Genomic DNA, 14,512 nt, shown 5'->3' with positions numbered 1-14,512 from the left:
TCGGCGGGGTGCGCGCTCAGGTCCCGTGGATACCGGCGAACAGGGCGCTCTCTATGGCATCGCCGGTCCGTCCGGGCCTGGCCAGCATGCACTCCTCCACCTGGTCGGCGGCGTCGGCCACGCTGAACAAGGCGTGCAGGGCTGCGGCGTCACCCTGGCTTGCGTGGGCGGCCAGAGCGGCGATCTTCTGTTCCCACACCCCACTGACGTCGACGGGCTGGCCGCGAAGCGGCCCGTCATCCTGTTCGACAACGCCGGCGTGGGAGCGTCGAGTGGCCGGACACCGGAGACCGCCGAAGGTTTCGCCGAGAACGTCGCAGATTTTCTGACGGCGCTCGAGATCGGCAAGGTCGACCTGCTGGGATTCTCAGTCGGCGGGTATGTCAGCCAGGCACTGGTACTCGCCCGTCCCGACCTGGTATGCCGCCTGGTCCTCGTCGGCACGAAGCCTCGCGCCGGCGAGATGACGGGTCTCGGGGAACGGGTCCCCGAGGTTGCGTCCCACGATGTGCTGACCGAAGAAGACTATCTCTACCTGTTCTTCGGCCCGTCGTCCGCGAGCCGCGACGCCGGCCGGGAATTCTGGATGCGCCGACACGAACGCACCGTCGATGTGGACCCGGAGTCGGGCCCCGACAGTGTCCGTGCCCAGAATGCGCTCCGGGCCGACTGGAACACCGCGCGTGGAGAACGGTTCGCCGAACTCCGGCGCATCGGTCAGCCAACGCTGGTCGTCAACGGGAACAACGACATCATGGTCCCCACGATCAACTCGTGGATTCTGGCACAGCACATTCCGCAATCCCAGCTGATCATCTACCCGGATTCCGGACATGGCTCGCTGTTCCAGTACCCGGAGCTCTTCTGCGCCCACGTCGCCCGATTCCTGGACTCCGAGATCCCGTTCACCTGACCACTTCTGAGATCACTCGGCCTTCCCGCAGGTGAGACGGATAGGACCTACGAGGCTCCGACTGCAAGGCTTTGCGGCCCCGGAGACGATGTCAGGAGCAGTGCAGCAGAATCATGAAGCCGAAGTCCATGTGGAGCTGCTGGTGACAGTGGAACAGGGACAGCCCCGGCTGGTCGGCGGTGAAGTCGAAGTCGAGGCTCTGGTAGCCGCCGAGCATGACGACGTCCTTGCGCAGGCCGTGGGTGGGAGTTCCGGCGATATGGGTGACCTCGAACGTGTGGCGGTGCAGGTGGAGGGGATGGATGTCGTCGGTGGCGTTGCGGAACCGAAGCCGGTATCGCTTGCCGCGCTCGACATCCATCACCGGCTCGTTGGTGTCCATGTTGAAAGGAACGCCGTTGAGGGTCCAGATGTTGAATCCCTTGTCGGCTGCGTTCTGTTTCTCCACCAGCAGGTCGATCGCCTGATCGGGTTGCCGGGTGGTACCGCCGGGATGGGCGAAAGTGCGGTAGTCCCAGGTGAATGCGGGTGGTGCGATCCACTGCGGGGATCCACCGCGGCCGGCGTACTCCACCACCGTGCCCATGCCGGCGTTCCGGTCGTCGTCAGAGAGATCTCCCAGCACCCACACACCCGGATGGTTCATCTCCACCAGGGCCGAGACGCGTTCGGCGGTGCCGATCCACAGCACCGGCACGTCGGCCTGCCGGGGTACCGGATTGCCGTCGAGCGCGACCACTTTGAAGGTGTGGCCGGGCAGGGCAAGGCTGCGGATCTCCGTGGCACTGGCATTGAGGACGTGGAGCAGCACGCGCTGCCCGGACTTGACCTTGATCGGCTCGCCGTGGCCGAGTTTGCGGCCGTTGACACTGAAGGCCCGGTAGCCGACTTCGTAGCCGTGCGGCATCCCCCGGGCCAGTGAGTCGGCCATCGCTTTCTCGCCCTGGCTCTTCAGGTCCGGCAGGGGGGAGCCGGCCAGGAAGTTCTGGGCCATGTCTCCGCCGTGACTGAGGGAGGGCTCGAACTCCTTCAGTGTCAGGAACACTTCCTGGTCGTAGGCCCCGGGGTTGGTTTTCGGCTCGATGTACACCGGGCCTGCCTGACCGGTGTACGTGCTGCGGGTCAGGTCACCCCGGGCTGCCACATGGGTGTGGTAGAAGCGGAAACCGGCCGGTCCGGGAGTGAAGGACAGGCGCCGCATCCCGTGCGCGGGGATGAACGGGGTGCCCTCCTCGGACGCGCCGTCCACTTCGGCGGGGACGAATTGGCCGTGCCAGTGCAGCAGTTCGGGGATGCCGGTGTCGTTGTGGACGTCGACCACGACCGGGCGGCCTTCCGCGAAGCGCAGGAGTGGGCCGGGGAACTGCCCGTTGTACGTCGTGGTGGAGACGATCGTGTCCGGCGCGAGTTCGACGCGGCCTTTCGCGATCCGCACCGTGTAGTCCGCTTTCCCCGCGGGAGCGGCCGCGCCGGACAACCCCGAGGAGTCGCACGCGGTGAGTGCGGGGGCACCCGCCCCGGCCAGCAGCGACACGCCGCCCAGTTTGAGGGCATCGCGACGAGAGATCGGCACGACTCTGCTCCCTTCCCCGCTCCCTGGGGCAATGCCGGCGGACACGGGTCGGTTACACATGCGCGGAAATCCGGCTATGTGCTGCCAATTTGGTACAGCAGAGAAATCTAGCCCGGCAGCGGCCCGGATGCGCCGAGGGCGCGACGACGCCGACTGGCACACCTGCTCGCAGCGACAGGGCACCGACGCCCTGAATGCGCGTGGACCGACCGCAGCACACTCCGACGTCGCAAGCCCTCGTCGACCGTCACCAACGGGGAAAGGGGCCCGCTCGTCCATGCCTGCGGCAACCTCGTCCTCGCTCGCCCCGCCGGCGCGCAGCGGAGCGAGGCCGGCTGAGGTCACCCGACTCGGGGTTGCCACCCGCGCGGGCGCCTCGTTCAGGACAGGCCGTGGTGCGACCTTCCATGGTGAGCGGATCCGGTGCGGGTCACCAACTGCTCTTGGTCACGCCGGGGAGCTCGCCCGCGTGGGCCAGCTCGCGTACGCGGATGCGGGACAGGCCGAAGGCACGAAGGTGGCCGCGGGGGCGCCCGTCCACCGCGTCGCGGTTCCGCAGGCGGGTGGCGCTGGCGTCGCGGGGCTGCCGGCGCAGTTCCCTCTGTGCGGCGGCGCGTTCGTCGTCGGATGTCCCGGGCGACGAGATGATCGCCTTCAGTTCAGCGCGGCGCGCGGCAAAGCGGGTCACGGTCCGGCGCCGCTGATCGTTTTTCGCGATCTTGCTCTTCTTCGCCATCAGACCTTCCCTCCCCGGGCGCGGATGCGGGCCACCGCGGCCTCGATGCCGATCATGTCGACCGTCTTGATGCCCTTGGCGGAGAGGAGGCGTGGATATGAGCGAGACCGTGGGCGGCCCCAGGAAGCCACCCTTGGCCTTCGCCGTCCGCGGCTCAGGTCATACCGCCGCCACCGGGCGGGTGAGGGACAGACCGCGCCACACGAGCTTCATCCCGGTCGGGCCGATTTGTATGGCCGCAGCGGGGTGAGCCTCTGACGGTTCGCCACCCAAGCCGGGGGCCTCGTCTCACGACGCCTGGACGAGGTCGCCCGGGTTGCTCGTCGTGGCGCCCGCCGCGGCCGCGGCACGCCGGCGGGCGAGCCTGCCGGAGAACCAGTAGCCCGCGACCAACAGAGCGACGAGGACAAGAGTTTCGACCGTCCCCCAGATCCACGTGGACGCGCCGACCTCCTTGGGCGGGAGCTTGGGCAGTTCGTCCGGAAGGACCGCGGAGTGCCTGGCCACATCGGCCTGGAAGGCCTGGTTGCGCGCCGAGCCGTGCAGGAACGGCGCGACGAACAACAACACCATCCCGAGGAGTGTCTCGACCGTCACCACGACGGGGAACTCCCGGACGCGGACCGTGCGCAGCGGGCGTACGTCGCCCGCGGCACGCAGGGCGTCGATCCTCGGGTGCAGCCAGAACTGGTTGAAGGCGCCGAGGAGCAGCAGGACGCCGAAAATGAGGATCTTCACGCCGAGCACGCGCCCGTACATGGTCGTGAGCAGCTGCGAGGGACCGTCGACATGCTCCCAGTACAGGAACAGACCCGAAAGGGCGATGGCGGCGACGCAGCTCATGGCGGCGGCGGAGAAGCGGCGTATCGACGGCGACCAGAACGCTTCCCGGTCGGCGGGGCCGACCGCGCCCGGCAGGGCGAGCAACGCCAGGCCCGCCAGTCCACCCAGCCAGACCGCACCGCCGAGCAGGTGCAGCATCCACATCAGCGTCTCGAAGATGGTGCGGCCCCAGTCCTCCGGTGCCTCGCCCGGGAACTTGGTGGTCCCCAAGGCCACCGCGCCGGCGCCCAGTGCGACGGCCAGCAACCAAGTCCGGGCCGCACCTGCCGCCACCCGGCGTGCGCAGAGCGGAGCGAGCACCACGGCACCGGCGAGGACGAGGGTGACCTCCAGCCCGGACAGACGCCCGGCGTTGCTGCCGTCGTACAGCGCGCTCCACGCCGCACCGTAGTCGTAACCGCCACCGTCCTCCGACGGACCATGGGCGAGCCCGGTGAGGACGGCAGGTACGGCCAGGAGCCCGAGCACCACCGCCGCGCGCGACAGACGGGCCGTCACCGCAGCGAGCGTGTCCGGTCCGGTCCGGCGGGCGGGCGGTCCCACGGCCACGAGCGCAAGCGCCGTCAGGCCGACGAAGCCCATCAACGTCACCCAGGCCGCCCACGCGACGGCGCTGTCCTCGAACGGGCCGAGGGGAGTCGAGGGCGGCGCCACGGCGAGCGGCAAGGCAGGCGGAAACGGGCTGAGCGGGGGCATGGTCGACCGTCCTTGGGAGGGAGGAACATCCAGAGTGAAGTTAGGTCAGGCGTTCCTAAGTTGAATGACCAATGGTTGCTCTTTCAAGGATTCTTCAAATCGGCGAGTCCAGGCGGACAGGGCGGGAGAGGGGTGGGCGGTGCCGTGCGCGCCCCCGGGGTGGATGCCGTGCGCGTCCCCCGGGGTGGGTGCCGTGCGCCCTTCAACGGCCCCAGGACGGCCAGGGAGTGCGCTCGGCGGCGAACAAACCCAACCGTCCTGGTTCGAAGCATTTCGACATGTCGATAGCCTGCGTCACCATGACGCGCGCCTGGATCCTGCCGATACTGCTTGTCCTCTGCGGCTCGGTCGTTGCGACCGGGCTGATCCGCAGTGAGAACCTCGCCGCAGCCGCCGTACTCCTGCTGGTGTTCGTGCTGCTCGCAGGCGTGAACTCACCCCTGATCTTCCCGAGGTCGATCGGTGCGCTGGAGGCGCAGAGCCGCAGCGCGGTCGACGGACGGCCGGTCGTCTTCTGGCGGCCGGGCTGCACGTACTGTCTGCGGCTGCGCATCCGGTTGGGCCGTAGCGCCCGCCAGTTGCATTGGGTCGACATCTGGCGTGACCCGGCTGGAGCGGCAGCGGTGAGGGCGGTCAACGAGGGCAATGAAACCGTGCCGACTGTCATCGTGGCGGGTCAGCCGTACGTCAACCCCGATCCTTCATGGGTGCGTGAACAGCTTTCCCGCTCGGTGTGATCAGGAGCGGTGTCGCCAGGGGCCGCACTTCAGAGCGCGTGCCCACGCGCAGCAGGAGCCGGTGCCGCGTTCTTGACCGTCGGCGGCAGCGGCTACTACCCCGTCGGTCCCGTGTCCGTCCGCCGATCCCCTTCGATGGAGAGACGGCTTCTTAAGCCGCCGCTCCGGTTTGCGTGCCGCTCCGAGGGAGTCGATTCTGTTGGTGAGGCATGCCAACAGATCGTGTGGACCGAGCGCAAGGGCTGCGGGAGCTTGTGGCGACCGCGGCCTGATCAGGGAGCGGGTTCCAGATGAGGCTTGTCGTCGATCTCAACCGGTGCCAGGGATTCGCGCAGTGCGTCTTCCTCGCCCCGGACGTCTTCTCCCTGCACGGGGACGAAGCGCTGCTGTTCTCCCCTCGCTTCGACGAGGCACAGCGCGACCGGGTGGAGAAGGCGGCTGCCGCCTGCCCGGTTCAGGCCATTCTCGTCGACTACTCGGACGAGCCGACGAAGGGTGTGGAGCCCCATGTCGGCTGACACGGACGTCGAGGTCCTGCGGCGCCAGGGCCACATCGTCGTCGTCGGAGCCTCGCTGGCCGGCCTGCGCGCGGCGGAGACCTTGCGCGACCAGGGCTTCACCGGATCGCTGACCATGATCGGCGACGAGCCGTACGAACCCTACGACCGGCCGCCGCTGTCCAAGCAGGCGCTGCTCGGACGGGCACGGCCCGAGGACACCGTGCTGCCGCGGCGGCGTGACATCGACGCCGAATGGCGTCTGGGTGTCGCCGCCGAAGGCCTGGACCGGGACGCCAAGCAGGTACGCCTGGCGAACGGCGACACCGTCCCCTACGACCGCCTGCTGATCACCACCGGGACCAGAGCGCGACCCTGGATCCACCCTGAAGAGGCCACGCTGGACGGGGTGTTCGTGCTGCGTACCCGCGACGACTCCGCACGCCTGCACCGGAAGCTGACCGGGGGCGTGTCCCGGGTGCTGGTGATCGGCGCCGGATTCACGGGCTCCGAAGTCGCCTCCGTCTGCCGGGAACTGGGCCTCGAGGTCACAGTCGCCGAACGCGGTCCCGCACCGCTGGTGGGCGCACTCGGCGGAGTGGTCGGCGCGGTCGCGGACGGGCTGCAGCGCAAGCACGGCGTCGACCTCCGCTGCGGCATCAGCGTCACTGCCCTGGAGGGCGACTACGTGGGACGACTCAGGCGCGCCCATCTGTCCGACGGTTCGGCGATCGACGTGGAGGTGGCGGTCGTCTCGCTCGGTGCCATGCGGAACACCGAATGGCTCGCCGGCTCGGGTGTGGCCGCGGGTCCCCGAGGGATCGCATGCGACGCCGGATGCCGGGTGTTCGACGTCAACGGCATCGTCACCGACGACATCTACGCCGCCGGAGACGTCGCACGCAGCCCCCACCCGCTGTTCGATTACCAGTTCCTGGCGTTGGAGCACTGGGGCAACGCGGTCGAACAGGCCGAGATCGCCGCCCACAACATGATCTGTGCAGGTCCGGACCGCCGTCCTCACCTGTGGCTGCCGATGTTCTGGTCGTCCCAGTTCGGTGTCAACATCAAGTCGGTGGGTGTTCCCCCGCTGGCCGACCAGCTGATCGTCGCCCAGGGGGCGCTCGCTGAAGCGCGGTTCGTGGCGGTGTACGGGTACCGCGGCCGCGTCATCGCCGCGGCGTCCTTCGACGGAGGCAAGTGGCTGGGGTTCTACGAGCAGCAGATCGCGGCCGGAGCGCCCTTCCCGCCGGAGTACCGCTCGGTCGACCGCCGAACCGAGACGCTGCAGCCGGTCGACCCGGCCTTCCCCGACCCCCACCTGCCCACCCACGGGCCCACCGTCACGCTGACGGGTCACTCACCGAGCGAGCGGCGTGTCGAGTTCGTGCCGTCATATGCCTGATCACCGGCCCTGTGCCGCCCGGAGCCCCGAGGAGACGCCATGACGTCCGGCACCATCTCCGCGCAGATCACCGACTACGCCAATCGAGCCGATCCGTACCCGCTGTACGCGGAACTGCGCAAGACACCGGTCAGGCGCGAGGACGACGGCACCTACCTGGTCAGCACCTACTACGAAGTGCGGAGCCTGGCCAACGACCCGCGGCTGAGCAACGACACGAGGAACCGTCCATCCGGCTACGCCCGCACAGCGGAAGCGGAGGACACAGGCCTGCCGCCGAGCTTCATCTTCACCGACCCGCCGGTACACGACCGGCTGCGCGACACCATCAACCGGCCGTTCGGTCCCCCGCACAGCCCCAGGTTCCTCGACGACCTGCGCGGAGACCTGTCCAAGGTCGTCACCGAGCTGCTCGACTCCTTCGAAGGCAAGGACCAGGTCGACATCGTCGAGGACTTCGCCTACCCCCTGCCCGTCACCGCCATCTGCAAGGTCCTCGGCGTGCCGCGCGAGGACGAACCGCGCTTCCACGGCTGGGCCGATGCCCTGGCGTCGTCACTCGATCCACAAGCCGGCGAGGAAGGCCAGGCAAAGGGGCAGCAGGCGCGCCAGGACCTGGGCGCCTACCTGTCCGACCTGATCGAGGCCAAGCGCCGCCACCCCGGCCCCGGGATTCTCAGCGCGCTCGCCCCCGACATGACACCGGAAGACCTGGAGGCCACCGCGGTGCTGCTCCTGGTCGCCGGCCACGAGACCACCGTCAACGCGATCACCAATACGACCCTGACCCTGCTGCGCCACCCCGGCATCCTTGAGCGGTTCCAGAAGGAGCCGGAGCTGGCCGTCCCGCTCATCGAGGAAGTGCTGCGGTACGAGCCCCCGGTCCAGTTCGTCCCGTGGACCACCGCCCTGGCCGACATCGACGTCGCCGGCACCACGATCCCCAAGGGCTCGCCGGTCTGGCTCATGCTGGCCGCGGCCAACCGCGACCCCAAGCGTTTCAAGGACCCCGACCGGTTCGACCCCGACCGCAATGACAACGAGCACCTGGGCTTCTACACCGGCATCCACTACTGCTTCGGCGCCCCTCTCGCCCGGATAGAACTCCATCTGGCTGTGCCCGAACTGTTCCGCCGGGTCAAGTTCTCCCGGTTGCTCGAAGACCCGCCGCCGTACCGGGCCAACGCGGTGCTGCGCGGCCCCCGTCACCTTCCCGTGGCGATCGACGGCGTCACGGCCTGAGCGCCGCGGAATCTCTCATCCCGACCCTCGAAGATCGAGACGACCACGACCGGGGTGGGAGTCGCGCAACTCAGCCGGATCGTGAAAGAGCCGTGGCGTTGCCGGCGTTCAGCGGCTGCTGAGACCCGCAATCCCCGTCAGTGGACGGGAGAGGGACGCGATGTCATGTTCCCCTGCGTCTTCAGCCGGGCCGCCGGGCAGCGGAACGGCGCGGATGTGACCGCCCAGATCGGACACATAGGCGACGCCGGCGGCCGGGTCGACAGCCAGCCCGATCGTCTCGGCGAAGCCGCTCGCCAGGATCTGCGGGGGCTCGCCCGATGCTCCCGCTGCCGGGATCGAGGCCCTGTTGAGCGTGTTTCCGCCCGGCGGTGCGCCACGGTCGGTCCAGTAGAGCCAGTCGCCGTCGAGGTGCAGGTCGATCGGCTCGGGCAGGCCGGACCAGAGCAGTTCGATGTCCGTGCGCCGCTCCGGGCTCTCCCCCGTCGGCAGCTCCAGGCCGGCGCGGAAGATACGGCCTTTGGCGCCCTTGGCGGGGCCTTTCTGCGTCCAGTAGAGGTATCCGTGGACGGGATCCACCGCCACGCCCACGCACTCCTGGGAGATGTCGCCGGGCGGGTTGACCACCAGGTCGGTCAGGCCGCTGCCGTCTGTCCGCACCCCACCGACCCGGCGGCCCTCCCGGTCGCACCAGTACAAGAACCCGGCGCCGTCCGACGTCAGTTGCTTACCAGTGGTGATCGTGCCGGGCGGGACCACGTCCCGCCGGCCGGTACCGTCCAGGTGCATCGCGTGCAGGCCGCCGTTACGCCGGGAGAAGTCCTGCGCTGCCTCCCCGGAGCCCTTGGCGGGATCGACGGTCGGCGTGCCCATCGTCGTCCAGTAAACGGTCCCGGACTCGACCACGATCCCGTCCGGGAACGAGCCCGCATCCGCGACCAGCGTCTCCACCCGTCCGTCCGCGATGCCGACGCGCAGAATGCTCCCGGACACGGCCGCCAGCACCACCAGTTCGTCCCACACCTCGGCACCCCTCGCGTCTCTCCTCGGTGGCCTCCTTGCGCCTTCCATCGCAGTCCCATCCGCGCTGCCGCGCGACTCCCGTTGGGCCACCCGAGGAAGGGACCGGGCACAACGGAGAGGCGGAGAGCGGACCGGGCAGGCCTTCCCCGCAGGTGCTTCACGTCTGCCGCCCTCGTACGGCCCGCTCCAGTCGCTGTCCGACCAGGCCGCTGCCGAGACTGGGGTGGCCGGTGTGCGCCCTCACAGCAGCCGTCACGAAAGCAGGCATGATCATGGCCTTCGCCCTTCCCACCGACATGGAGAACCGTCCGGTCGCCGCATCGGCTCCGACCATGTGGACCTCGACGCGGCGATAGCACACGGGGTAACGGTCGCCGAAGTGACGTACTGCAACAGCATCAGCGTCGCCGAACATGTCGTCATGATGACGTTGTCCCTGGTCCGCGGGTGTGGGCGTATCGAGTGGAGGAGCCACACGGCTCGCACGGCTGGCGCCCCCACGGCGGCCCCTCCCACCGGTGGCGGGGAAGGGTCACCACCGAGTCCCGGAGCGAGGACGCCAAATTCGTCGCCGCCCTCGTCGTCACCGACCTTGTGACCGAGTGGAAGGTGAACGGCGTCAGCGAGCAGCACGTGCGCGTGATCGTGTGGGCGGGCGAAGAAGGCACCGGCCCCGAGGACGCGGTCTTCACGCTGGAGATCCAGCCCGACGTCGACGGAAAGTGACCAATCGCGGCCGGATCCGCGCACTGCCGGAATACCGGTCCGGTCGTCGAGTCGATCTCCTGGTGTCCGGCCAGTGCAGATCGACGCCCGACACCGCAGCGAGCTCAGACCCACTCCACCTCTGAGCGAATGCGCGAGCAGCCTGCCGACTCGGGCAGGGGCGTAGGGAGGCTCTGCTTCGGGACTGCCAGCCGACGTCCAGAAACGCCGACAGCAGCCAGCGCAGCCGCTACCTCCTCCTCACTCACCCCTGCCAGCGCCTCCACTACCCGATCAAGTGCCTCGCCCACCTCAGTGCGCGTGACCACTCGAAGCGGGCGCCGGACCAGCGTTCTTCACTGTGAGCGGCAGCAGCTTCTTGCCGGTTGGGCCTACTTGTACCCAAGTATCCATCTGCGGGCAGGTAGCCACCCGCATCCGCGCCACGGTGTTCAGTCAAGAACCGCGAGGTGGTCGGCGGCGCCTCCGCGCCACTCGATCATGAAAAGGGTGGCGTCGTCGCTGGTGTGCCCGCCGCGTTCCCTCTTCAGCATGTGGGAGAGCCGGCGCAGATCCGCCCGTGCCCCCTCTGACGGCTCCTTCCCCAGGCGATTGACGCAGCGGGTGAGGCGTTCCTCGCCGAACGGCTCCCCGCCAGCGACGTGCTCCTCGATGATGCCGTCGGTGTAGTACAGCACGCGGTCGCCTTGCTGGAGCGTGTGTTCTCTGATCCGGGGCACCTCACCGCCGAAGCCGACGGGCAGCGTCGTCGCGCACTCCAGTTGCCGCACCACCCGGCCGTTGCGGACCAGCAGTGGCGCGGGGTGGCCCGCGTTGACCAGCTCCATCGCACCGGTGGCGATGTTCATCTGCATCAGCTGCGCCGTGACGAAGTGGTCGGGGCCGAACTGCAGGGAGATGGCATCGTCCATGAACGCGTACTTCTCAGCCAGGCCGATGAACACACGCCGGGCATGCCGGTAGGCGCCGATGGCCACAGTCGCCATCGTGGCGGCGTCCAGACCGTGCCCCATCGCATCGATCAGGGCGACGTGCAGGATGTCGTCGTTGAGCGCGTAGTCGAAGCTGTCGCCGGCGACGCGGTAGGCGGGCTCCAGCATGCCGGCCACCTCGACCTGCGGCACGGACATCGACAGCGGCGGCAGCAGGCTCCACTGGATCTCCGCGGACACGCTCATCGGCTCCCGGCGCCGGGTCCGGAAGAACTCGTCGGTGTAGGCGTTCTTGGTGACCAGCAGGTCGGCGACCAGGCTGGCGAGCCGCCTCAGCAGGCGCCGGTCGTCTGCGCCGACGGCATTCAGGGTGAGGGCCATCACGCCCACCTGGTCGCTGCCGTCCAGCAGCGGCAGGTACATCCGGACACCATCGTGGGCCTGCGGCACCTCGACGGCCTGCCCGCGCAGAAAGGCCCGGCCGGCGGGGGAGTCAATCACCGGCTGGGGTTGGCTGACGTGAAGCTTTCTGCCCGGCAGCGGTACCAGCAGTTCCTGCGCGTAGTCCTGGAGCAGGATGGAGACATCACGGCCTCCGATCATGGCCACCTCCTCCGCGATCAGCGGGGCGATCAGCTGCGGAGGCAAATGCGGCGCTCTGTCCAGCAGCACACCGAGCAGCCGCTCGCCGAAACCCTCCGAGCGGTCCTCCGCGATCTCCTCGCCCATGGCCCCGTTCACCATCTCCTTCCTGCCCCTACCCCGGTCACCGCCTGCGCACAACGTGACCTGAGAAGCCCGCCCGAGCGGCTTATTGCTCCATGCGCGGCATGTCGGCCCAGGCCGATGCCAGGCTTCAGGCTGGGCGGAGCCATGAGCGCGGGCGCCGCCCGGCTCGGCCAGCCGAGACGGAGACAGCAACGAGCCCCCTCCCAATCTGGGAAGGGGCCCAACTGGTCGCGCACAGACTGGCGCAAGCCTGTCACGGCCTCAGACCCACTCCACTTCGGAGACGATCTGCGAAGCGCCTGCAGGGTCCGGCAGCGGCGTCTTGAGGGAAACCACCGACACCGACGAGCGAGGACGCGAAGCGCCGGCCGCAGCCAGCACAGTCGCCACCTCGTCCTCGCTCGCCCCCGCCAGCGCCTCAATCACCCGGTCGAGTGCCTCGCTCACGTCAGTGCGCGTGACCGCTCGTCGCCGGCGCCGCGTTCTTCACCGTCAGCGGCAGCAGCTTCTGTCCCGTCGGGCCGATCTGGATGTGCGTGTCCATCTGCGGACACACCCCGCAGTCGAAGCACGGCGTCCAGCGGCAGTCCTCGACCTCCGTCTCGTCGAGGGCGTCCTGCCAGTCCTCCCAGAGCCAGTCCTTGTCGAGGCCCGAGTCCAGGTGGTCCCAGGGGAGGACCTCCTCGTAGGTGCGCTCCCGGGTGGTGTACCAGTCGACGTCGACGCCGAAGTCCGCCAGCGCCTTGTCCGCGCAGCTCATCCAGCGGTCGTAGGAGAAGTGTTCGCGCCAGCCGTCGAAGCGGCCGCCGTCGTCGTAGACCGCGCGGATGACCGCGCCGATCCGGCGGTCGCCGCGGGACAGCAGGCCCTCGACGATGCCGGGCTTGCCGTCGTGGTAGCGGAAGCCGATCGAACGGCCGTACTTCTTGTCGCCGCGGATCTTGTCGCGGAGCTTCTCCAGACGGACGTCCGTCTCCTCCGCGGAGAGCTGCGGGGCCCACTGGAAGGGGGTGTGGGGCTTGGGGACGAAGCCGCCGATCGAGACCGTGCAGCGGATGTCGTTCGAGCCGGAGACCTCGCGGCCCTTCTGGATCACGTGCATGGCCATGTCGGCGATCTGGAGGACGTCGTCGTCCGTCTCGGTCGGCAGGCCGCACATGAAGTAGAGCTTCACCTGGCGCCAGCCGTTGCCGTAGGCGGTGGCGACCGTCCGGATCAGGTCGTCTTCCGAGACCATCTTGTTGATGACCTTGCGGATGCGTTCCGAGCCGCCCTCGGGGGCGAAGGTGAGGCCCGAACGCCGGCCGTTGCGGGTCAGTTCGTTCGCCAGGTCGATGTTGAAGGCGTCCACGCGGGTGGACGGGAGGGAGAGGCCGATCTTGTCTTCCTCATAGCGGTCCGCCAGACCCCTGGCGATGTCGCCGATCTCCGAGTGGTCGGCCGACGACAGCGACAGCAGGCCCACCTCCTCGAAGCCCGTCGCCTTCAGGCCCTTGTCCACCATCTCGCCGATGCCCGTGATGGAGCGCTCGCGCACCGGGCGGGTGATCATGCCCGCCTGGCAGAAGCGGCAGCCGCGGGTGCAGCCGCGGAAGATCTCGACGGACATGCGCTCGTGGACGGTCTCCGCGAGCGGGACGAGGGGCTGCTTGGGGTAGGGCCACTCGTCCAGGTCCATGACGGTGTGCTTGGACACACGCCATGGGACACCCGACTTGTTGGGGACGACGCGGGCGATACGGCCGTCGGAGAGGTACTCCACGTCGTAGAAGGCCGGGACGTAGACCCCGCCGGTCCTGGCCAGGCGGAAGAGGAGTTCCTCGCGGCCGCCGGGGCGGCCCTCCTCCTTCCAGGCGCGGATGATCTTCGTGACCTCCAGGACCGCCTGCTCACCGTCGCCGATCACGGCGCAGTCGATGAAGTCGGCGATGGGCTCGGGGTTGAAGGCCGCGTGGCCGCCCGCCATCACGATCGGGTCGTCCAGGGTGCGGTCCTTGGACTCCAGCGGGATGCCCGCGAGGTCCAGGGCCGTGAGCATGTTCGTGTAGCCGAGTTCGGTGGAGAAGGACAGGCCCAGTACGTCGAAGGCCTTCACCGGGCGGTGGCTGTCCACCGTGAACTGCGGGACGCCGTGCTCCCGCATCAGCTCCTCAAGGTCCGGCCACACGCTGTAGGTGCGCTCGGCGAGGACGCCCTCCTGCTCGTTCAGGACCTCGTAGAGGATCATGACGCCCTGGTTGGGCAGGCCGACCTCGTAGGCGTCGGGGTACATGAGGGCCCAGCGCACGTCACAGGCCTCCCACGGCTTGACCGTGGAGTTGAGCTCTCCGCCGACGTACTGGATCGGCTTCTGCACATGCGGAAGCAGGGCTTCGAGCTGCGGGAACACCGACTTGGCGGCTTCGGCAGACATCTCGCGACTTTCGTGAGCTGGACGGTACGGACAGGGGTGACCATCAA

13 protein-coding genes and 2 pseudogenes are annotated in these 14,512 nt (G+C 68.8%); 7 read left to right on the top strand and 8 right to left on the bottom strand.

Going from position 1 to position 14,512, the window contains the following annotated elements; all coding sequences use genetic code 11:
• Nucleotides 1-25 precede the first annotated feature (25 nt).
• On the top strand, nt 26-913 hold the full coding sequence (locus tag ABZ904_RS17560) for an alpha/beta hydrolase (RefSeq protein ID WP_360997712.1): 888 nt from the start codon (nt 26-28) through the stop codon (nt 911-913).
• 91 nt (nt 914-1,004) lie between these two features.
• On the opposite strand, the gene ABZ904_RS17555 is transcribed toward ABZ904_RS17560, so the two are convergent.
• The 4 genes and pseudogenes from ABZ904_RS17555 to ABZ904_RS17540 form a co-directional block, all read right to left on the bottom strand.
• Nucleotides 1,005-2,486 (bottom strand): multicopper oxidase domain-containing protein, encoded by a 1,482-nt coding sequence (locus ABZ904_RS17555; protein WP_359390881.1) that lies wholly within the window; start codon nt 2,484-2,486, stop codon nt 1,005-1,007.
• 430 nt (nt 2,487-2,916) lie between these two features.
• Nucleotides 2,917-3,222: a 30S ribosomal protein S14 gene (rpsN, locus tag ABZ904_RS17550; RefSeq protein WP_359390878.1), complete on the bottom strand. Its 306-nt coding sequence runs from the start codon at nt 3,220-3,222 to the stop codon at nt 2,917-2,919.
• A pseudogene (locus ABZ904_RS17545) lies at nt 3,222-3,308 on the bottom strand (50S ribosomal protein L28); the annotation flags it as partial. The pseudogene ABZ904_RS17545 and the gene rpsN, both read right to left, overlap by 1 nt.
• Nucleotides 3,309-3,510: 202 nt before the next feature.
• The gene (locus ABZ904_RS17540) at nt 3,511-4,761 is read right to left on the bottom strand and encodes a CopD family protein (protein WP_361824049.1); all 1,251 of its coding nucleotides are present in this window, start codon (nt 4,759-4,761) and stop codon (nt 3,511-3,513) included.
• A gap of 299 nt (nt 4,762-5,060) precedes the next feature.
• On the opposite strand from ABZ904_RS17540, the gene ABZ904_RS17535 reads away from it, so the two are divergent.
• The 4 genes from ABZ904_RS17535 to ABZ904_RS17520 all read left to right on the top strand — a co-directional run bounded on the left by ABZ904_RS17535 (nt 5,061) and on the right by ABZ904_RS17520 (nt 8,642).
• Nucleotides 5,061-5,498 (top strand): glutaredoxin domain-containing protein, encoded by a 438-nt coding sequence (locus ABZ904_RS17535; protein WP_360997742.1) that lies wholly within the window; start codon nt 5,061-5,063, stop codon nt 5,496-5,498.
• Nucleotides 5,499-5,788: 290 nt separating this feature from the next.
• Nucleotides 5,789-6,016, top strand: coding sequence for a ferredoxin (locus tag ABZ904_RS17530; RefSeq protein ID WP_086722359.1), 228 nt, complete (start codon nt 5,789-5,791; stop codon nt 6,014-6,016).
• On the top strand, nt 6,006-7,400 hold the full coding sequence (locus ABZ904_RS17525) for an FAD-dependent oxidoreductase (protein ID WP_360997719.1): 1,395 nt from the start codon (nt 6,006-6,008) through the stop codon (nt 7,398-7,400). The genes ABZ904_RS17530 and ABZ904_RS17525 overlap by 11 nt, the downstream gene beginning before the upstream one ends.
• 39 nt (nt 7,401-7,439) lie before the next feature.
• The gene (locus tag ABZ904_RS17520; protein WP_361824046.1) at nt 7,440-8,642 is read left to right on the top strand and encodes a cytochrome P450; all 1,203 of its coding nucleotides are present in this window, start codon (nt 7,440-7,442) and stop codon (nt 8,640-8,642) included.
• A 108-nt stretch (nt 8,643-8,750) separates the two neighbouring features.
• Here ABZ904_RS17520 and ABZ904_RS17515 read toward each other — a convergent pair whose 3' ends face one another.
• Nucleotides 8,751-9,665, bottom strand: coding sequence for a hypothetical protein (locus ABZ904_RS17515; RefSeq protein ID WP_360997723.1), 915 nt, complete (start codon nt 9,663-9,665; stop codon nt 8,751-8,753).
• Nucleotides 9,666-9,972: 307 nt separating this feature from the next.
• Between ABZ904_RS17515 and ABZ904_RS17510 the strand changes: the two are divergent.
• Nucleotides 9,973-10,110: pseudogene (locus ABZ904_RS17510) on the top strand (NAD-dependent formate dehydrogenase); the annotation flags it as partial.
• Nucleotides 10,111-10,127: 17 nt separating this feature from the next.
• Nucleotides 10,128-10,391, top strand: coding sequence for a hypothetical protein (locus ABZ904_RS17505; RefSeq protein WP_359391185.1), 264 nt, complete (start codon nt 10,128-10,130; stop codon nt 10,389-10,391).
• A gap of 431 nt (nt 10,392-10,822) precedes the next feature.
• Here ABZ904_RS17505 and ABZ904_RS17500 read toward each other — a convergent pair whose 3' ends face one another.
• The 3 genes from ABZ904_RS17500 to ABZ904_RS17490 form a co-directional block, all read right to left on the bottom strand.
• Nucleotides 10,823-12,067 carry a PP2C family protein-serine/threonine phosphatase gene (locus tag ABZ904_RS17500; RefSeq protein ID WP_360997725.1) on the bottom strand — a complete coding sequence of 415 codons (1,245 nt, stop codon included), beginning with the start codon at nt 12,065-12,067 and terminating at the stop codon, nt 10,823-10,825.
• Nucleotides 12,068-12,313: 246 nt separating this feature from the next.
• Nucleotides 12,314-12,499 carry a hypothetical protein gene (locus tag ABZ904_RS17495; RefSeq protein WP_359390846.1) on the bottom strand — a complete coding sequence of 62 codons (186 nt, stop codon included), beginning with the start codon at nt 12,497-12,499 and terminating at the stop codon, nt 12,314-12,316.
• A gap of 1 nt (nt 12,500) precedes the next feature.
• A complete protein-coding gene (locus ABZ904_RS17490) occupies nt 12,501-14,465 on the bottom strand; it encodes a TIGR03960 family B12-binding radical SAM protein (protein WP_360997728.1) in 1,965 nt (654 codons plus the stop codon).
• Between the last annotated feature and the right edge of the window lie 47 nt (nt 14,466-14,512).

It is taken from the genome of Streptomyces sp. NPDC046900 (genome assembly GCF_040644975.1).
Classification (GTDB): domain Bacteria; phylum Actinomycetota; class Actinomycetes; order Streptomycetales; family Streptomycetaceae; genus Streptomyces.
Note: the sequence above shows the minus strand (reverse complement) of the source record. Positions and strands in the feature narration are given on the sequence as shown.